Annotated in this window: 2 protein-coding genes; both read left to right on the forward strand. The window is 60.0% G+C overall.

Going from position 1 to position 2,850, the window contains the following annotated elements; all coding sequences use genetic code 11:
* Window positions 1-292 (forward strand): hypothetical protein (locus GSQ89_RS38425; protein WP_216856080.1); only part of this gene is annotated, 292 nt, incomplete at its 5' end.
* A gap of 65 nt (window positions 293-357) precedes the next feature.
* Window positions 358-1,698 (forward strand): ABC transporter substrate-binding protein, encoded by a 1,341-nt coding sequence (locus GSQ89_RS09290; RefSeq protein WP_158924275.1) that lies wholly within the window; start codon window positions 358-360, stop codon window positions 1,696-1,698.
* Window positions 1,699-2,850: the final 1,152 nt, after the last annotated feature.

Consider the following 2,850-nt stretch of genomic DNA (forward strand, 5'->3'; position numbering starts at 1 on the left):
CAAACCCCACGGCTGCACCCGTTCGGGAGACGGTGGACCGGCCAACGCGGCTGGTTCGGCCGTCTGGGATTGTGCCAAGGCGGTTGGAACCGCAGCCGCGGAACCGCACAATACCAGCGAAAGAACGGATACGATATTTGTCAATTTCGTCGACATAACGACTCCCTCCGATGCATTGCCCAATATGCGTTATGGACTGTACTGGGCTTCAGGCATCGGTCGGGCAGTTGAAGTCCGGGGGATGCGGCTGTCAATCGGCCGGCACGGATCAAAATGCCAGTCAAATGAATAACACGAGTCCAGTGGATATCGCCACCGGAACAGCCTATCGTGGTTTTGCTAACAGGGAGTAAAATCATGAAAACAACGCGAATAACGCGCCGCCACGCCATGCTTGCCGCCGGAGCCGCGGCTCTTCCCCTGGTCCACATCCGAACCGCGGGCGCCGCCGGGAAGTTGGCGGTCGGATTCTGGGACCATTGGGTGCCGGACGGCAACGCGATCATGCAAAAGCAGGTGGATGCATGGTCCAGTCAAAACAAAGTCGACGTACAAGTAGACTTTATCACCGGTAACGGTAACAAGTTGTTGATGACGGGCGTCGCCGAGGCTCAAGCCAAGACCGGCCACGACATCATGACCTTCCTCAACTGGGACATGTACAATGTCGCGGCCTCACTGGCGCCGGTGGACGATGTCATGGGGCGGCTGATCGCAAAATACGGGCCTAGCAGCAGCACCGCCGAATACTTGGCGAAAGTCAAAGGCCATTGGATGGCGGTGCCCACAAGCAGCGGCGACCAGACCAAGCCGCCCTGTGCGCGCATCAGCCTGATGAAGAAATACGGTTTCGATGTGCAGGCGATGTATCCGGTGAAACCGGAAATGACGCAGGGGGCCAAGGATTGGACCTATGACGCGTTCTTGAAAGCGGCGGAGGCGGCGCACAAGGACGGCATGACGTTCGCCCTGGGCCTGGGCAGCGGCACCAACACCGACGGGATCGACCAGGTGGGCGCGATGTTCCGAGCGTTCGGTGCCGCGCTGATCGACAGCGAGGGCGCGGTGCAGGTGAAATCCGACGCCGTGCATCAGGTGCTGGAATATGCCCAGAAACTGGTCAAGTTCATACCCGACGATGCAGTCAGTTTTGATGACGCATCGAATAACCGGGCGTTGATTTCAGGGAAATCGGCGTTGATCTTCAATCCGCCGTCGGCCTGGGCGGTGGCGAAGCGCGACGCGCCGCAGATCGCGGCGGATTGCTGGACGTTCTCGGCACCCAGTGGTCCGAAAGGACGCTATGTTCCCACAGCGACATTCTTCTGGGGAATCTACAACTTCAGCCAGAACCAGGGCGCCGCCAAGGAACTCATCGAATACCTCATGCAGCGCGAGCAGGTCGAGGCTCGGGCCAACGTCGTGGACGGCTACGATCTGCCGACGTTCAGCAGCATGAACGACTTCAAGATATGGGAGACGGTGGGGCCGCCCACAGGCACCGTCTACAACTATCCGATCCGGCCATGGCATGACGCCAAGCCCAACATCACGGCGTCGGAGGCCTCCCCCGATATCGCGGTGCAGGTGTATCAGCGTGCGGTCCACACCAACATGCTCGCCAGATTGAAGAACGGTCAGACGATCCCCCAGGTCGTCGCCTGGGCGCAGGATGAACTGGAGGGCTTTACCCGCTGACGCCACGACGAGTGGGCTCATGAACCGGCAACGGCAATTCGATCCTGGCCGGCCGGTTCAAACCCATCCATGCACCCTGACTCCGAAGGGCCGCCCCCCGACCAAGGCGGCCCTTTTGTCGGTTGATCCGGCAACAGAGCGCAAAATGATTCTAATAAGTAACGGTTCTGAGTGGTCATGCCAACCGGCATTGATGCCGACGCTTCGGTTAATCCATCCGTCATGCCGACGCTTCGGCTAATCCATCCATCATGCCGACGCTTCGGCTAATCCATCCGTCATGCCGACGCTTCGGCCAATCCATCCGTCATGCCGACGGAGGTCGGCATCCACGCCTTGTGCGCGCGAAAACAAAGGCATGGGCGACCGACCTTCGCCCACCCTGATGGGCGCATGGCGGTGCCGACGGGTCAACAACAACGTCGATTGGAATCAGCGTCAACGGCCGTAGCTCTTATGGCGTTCGACGTTGATATCGCGCGACAAGCTTCAATGGGCGGAGCGCGGTCGAGCCTGTTTACGAACGAGCGACGTTTGACTCGCATCTGCCGAGTCTGGTCTCTGTCGCCAAAGCAAGAATGGAAACGCAGATGAAGGGCGGATGGGCGCAGGTGCACGCAAATGGTCCGTGCAACCCGATCGCCTGAAGACCGGTTCAGGTGCGGTATGACGCCGAATGCTCCATTCGCGACATCCGCGTGCATTTGCGTCCATCCGTCTTCATCTGCGTTTCAAATTCTTGCTTTCGCTGCAGCCGGCGCATGGCAGATTGGGGTCTGCGAACGCACGAACCGTCATCCTGCAAGTTCGGAACACTGCTAACGAATAACGCCATAAGAGCCACGGCCGTTGATATCGGCATCCGGCAGAGCACACCATGGCCGGCCCTGTCCAAACGCCGGACGGCCGCACGACCCCCAAGTCCGACCGACCTACAACAGGCGCGGACGGTATCCGGACAAAGTCCGCTGTCGACGCAGAGAACGCCGAGCGGAGCGCAGTGCCCGCAGAGGAAGCATTCGCACAAAATGTCCCCCAAACCCCGCAAAAATCCTTCTCCGCGCCCTCTGCGCTCCGCTCGGCGTTCTCTGCGTCAAAAAACCGGCCCCGAAACAAACACCACCCTATCGGCCAACCCCCCCCACCCCCCCC

Source organism: Acidisphaera sp. S103 (assembly GCF_009765975.1).
Lineage (GTDB): Bacteria > Pseudomonadota > Alphaproteobacteria > Acetobacterales > Acetobacteraceae > Rhodopila.